The organism is Paenibacillus forsythiae T98, from assembly GCF_000520735.1.
Lineage (GTDB): Bacteria > Bacillota > Bacilli > Paenibacillales > Paenibacillaceae > Paenibacillus_AQ > Paenibacillus_AQ forsythiae.
This window is the reverse complement of record NZ_ASSC01000433.1, coordinates 1-2,817: the sequence shown is the minus strand read 5'-3', so window position 1 is coordinate 2,817 and position 2,817 is coordinate 1. Positions and strand designations below refer to the sequence as shown.

2 protein-coding genes are annotated in these 2,817 nt (G+C 60.8%); both read left to right on the top strand.

Going from position 1 to position 2,817, the window contains the following annotated elements:
* On the top strand, window positions 1-1,023 hold a 1,023-nt coding region (locus tag L692_RS0113920), incomplete at its 5' end, for a phenylalanine--tRNA ligase subunit beta (protein ID WP_025700750.1).
* A gap of 195 nt (window positions 1,024-1,218) precedes the next feature.
* The coding region (zapA, locus tag L692_RS0113915) for a cell division protein ZapA (RefSeq protein ID WP_332258267.1) at window positions 1,219-2,817 on the top strand (1,599 nt) is incomplete at its 3' end.

Genomic DNA, 2,817 nt, shown 5'->3' with positions numbered 1-2,817 from the left:
ACCCCCCGCCTGTACGGCTATGACAATATTCCGACTACGCCGATTGAAGGTCCGACTACACCGGGAGGATTGACAAGACCGCAGGCGCTGCGCCGCGCACTGCGCAGACTGCTGTCGGACGGCGGCTATCAGGAGGTTCTTGGTTATTCCTTCATACAGCCCGAGCAGACCGCTCTGTTCCCTGCCCTGACCGAAGGGGGCCTTGCGGTCAAGCTGGCCATGCCTATGAGCGAGGAACGCAGCGTGCTGCGGACAAGTCTTCTCCCTCAGCTTCTGGATATCGCCCAGTACAACCTGAACCGCCGCCAGAGCGATCTGGCGCTGTTCGAAATCGGCACCGTGTTCGTGACCGATGAGGAACAGCTGACCCGCCAGCCGCGCGAGTTTCAGACGCTGGGCCTGCTGCTGACGGGCAGCCGGTCGGCGAAGCAGTGGAATGTGGCCGCCGACCCTGTCGATTTCTTCGATCTGAAGGGAGCGCTGGAATCCGTATTCGCTTATCTTGGACTGGACAACGCCGTCGTTTATGAAGGCGATTCTCCTGCCGGGTATCATCCCGGCCGCTCGGCTTCCCTGTATCTGAACGGAGAGGGAGGACGGGTGAAGCTCGGAACCATGGGGCAGATTCATCCCGACCTGCAGCGCAAGCAGGACCTGGAGGATACGTATGTGGCCGAGATTTTGCTGTCGCCGCTCTATGAAGCGGCGCGGACCTCGCTGCAGTACGGCGAGCTTCCACGTTTCCCGGGCATGGAGCGGGACATTGCGGTGGTAGTGGATTCGGAAGTTCCGGCGGGCCGGCTGTTGGAGGCCATTCGTGAGCAGGGAGGAAGCCTGCTGCAATCGGCGCAGGTATTTGACGTATACACCGGCGGCAAGCTGGAGAGCGGCAAGAAGAGCATCGCCATCTCGCTGCTGTACCGCCATGCGGAGCATACGCTGACCGACGAGGAAGTCTCGGAGGTTCACGACAAGGTGTTGGCCGCGCTACAGCAAAGTTTTGGCGCAAGCTTGAGAAAATAGCAGGAATTGTACAAAGCCGCAGCGAATCCATTTAGAACCCGGAGTCGCTGCGGCTTTTCCCTCTTTGGAGGATGCGGCTGCGACTAACGCTTTAGGGAAGAGAGATTTTTGCCAAATGCCTGCGGGTACAGCTACAATAGAAGCATGGAGCAGCTTAGAATCCGCATACACATAAAGGAGGGCACAACTGTGGCAATGGACCGGACTCGTGTCGCCGTGGAAATTTATGGTACTTCCTATAGACTGGTTGGAAGCAGTATTGAATATATGAAGGAGGTCGCCCAATATGTGGACGAGCATATGCGCGCGATTTCCAAATCGCATACCCGGCTGGATACGCCGCGTATAGCGGTGCTTGCCGCCGTGCATATGGCAGAGCAGGCCATACAGGCGCAGGATCTGAGGAATGAATTGAACGTGCTGACCGGAGAGCGCAGCTCGCTGCGCGCCGAAGTCGCCCGGCTCCTGGAGGCGCAGCGGCAGCAGCAGGAGGAACTGGAAGGGCTGGCTGCCGAGGCCCGGCAGGAATCGGACCGGCTGATTGCAGAGGCCGAGGCGGAGCGCAAGCGGCATCAGGAAGCCGAAGAGCTGGAGCGCAGGACGCATGAAGAGCTGCTGCGAAAGGCGGAGGAGACGGCCGCAGAGATCAGGCAGGGATTTGAGGAAGAGCTGGAGCGCCGGGAGCTGGAGCTGAGGGAGCTGCGGGACAGGCATGAGCGCGAACTGGCGGAGAGCCGGGAAAGCAAGCTGCGGGAGCTTGGACAGGCCGAGGCGCTGCGCTTGAAGCAGGCGGAGGAATGGACAGCGGCGCATCGCCTGGAGCTTGACGAGCTTCGGGCTGCGCATACGGCGGAGCTGGCCGAAGTCAAGGCGCGGCTGGAACAAGAGCTTGCGGAGATGAAAGCTGCGCTTGGCAGGGAACTCTCGGAAACGAAAAGCGTGATGACCCGTGAACGGGAGGAGGCCGTTGCGACGCTGAACAAGGAGCTTAGCCGTGAACAGGAACTGCTGCAGCGTGAGCTGGCGAAGAACAAGGAGCTTCGGCAGACCTTGGGCAATCAGGAGCACCGGCACAAGCATAGCACGCAGGAGCTGGAGAAGCAGCTTGGCGAGCTGCGCGGCACGATCAGCCAGCTCCAGGCGAAGCTGCGCTCCGAGGAGGCGGCCTTGAAGACGGAGCGGGAAGCGCGGTCCGGGCTGCAAAATCAGCATAACGAGGCGCTTGTGCGTGAAAAGCAGCTTGAAGCGGAGCTGCAAGCCGCAGGAAGTCTCGGCGATCTGTTGCAGCAGGAGCTTGCGGAACTTCGTCAGGTCTATGAGCTGTCGAAGAGCCAGGCGGAGGAGCTTCGGAAGTCTCTTGGCGAAACCTCCGAGGCTCTCGTCCATACCCGGGACGAGCTTGCCCGGGTAACGGCCGAGCATGCCGAGTGGAAGGCGGCGGCAGGCAAGCGTCAGGAGGAGATCGGCGAGCTGGAGGTTAGCTTGCTGGAAACCGGGGAGAAGCTCGAAGCCGTGCAAGGGGAGCTTGACAGACTTCGCGGCGAGGCCGAAGAGCTGTCGGCTTCGCTGGAACGTGAACGTGCTGTCCGGAAGGAAGCCGAAAGCGCCGGAGAGGCGCTGAAGGTCAGGGAAGCAGAGCTGGAGTCCGCTCTGTCCGGCTTGCGTGAGCGGCACGAGGAATTGATTATGCAGTACGATGAAGTGCTGCAGGATGGAGAACGGCAGCAGGAGCGCTGCCGTCTGCTCGAAGAGGAAGCGGAGCAGACTGCGCTTCGTCTGGAAGAATTGTCCGAA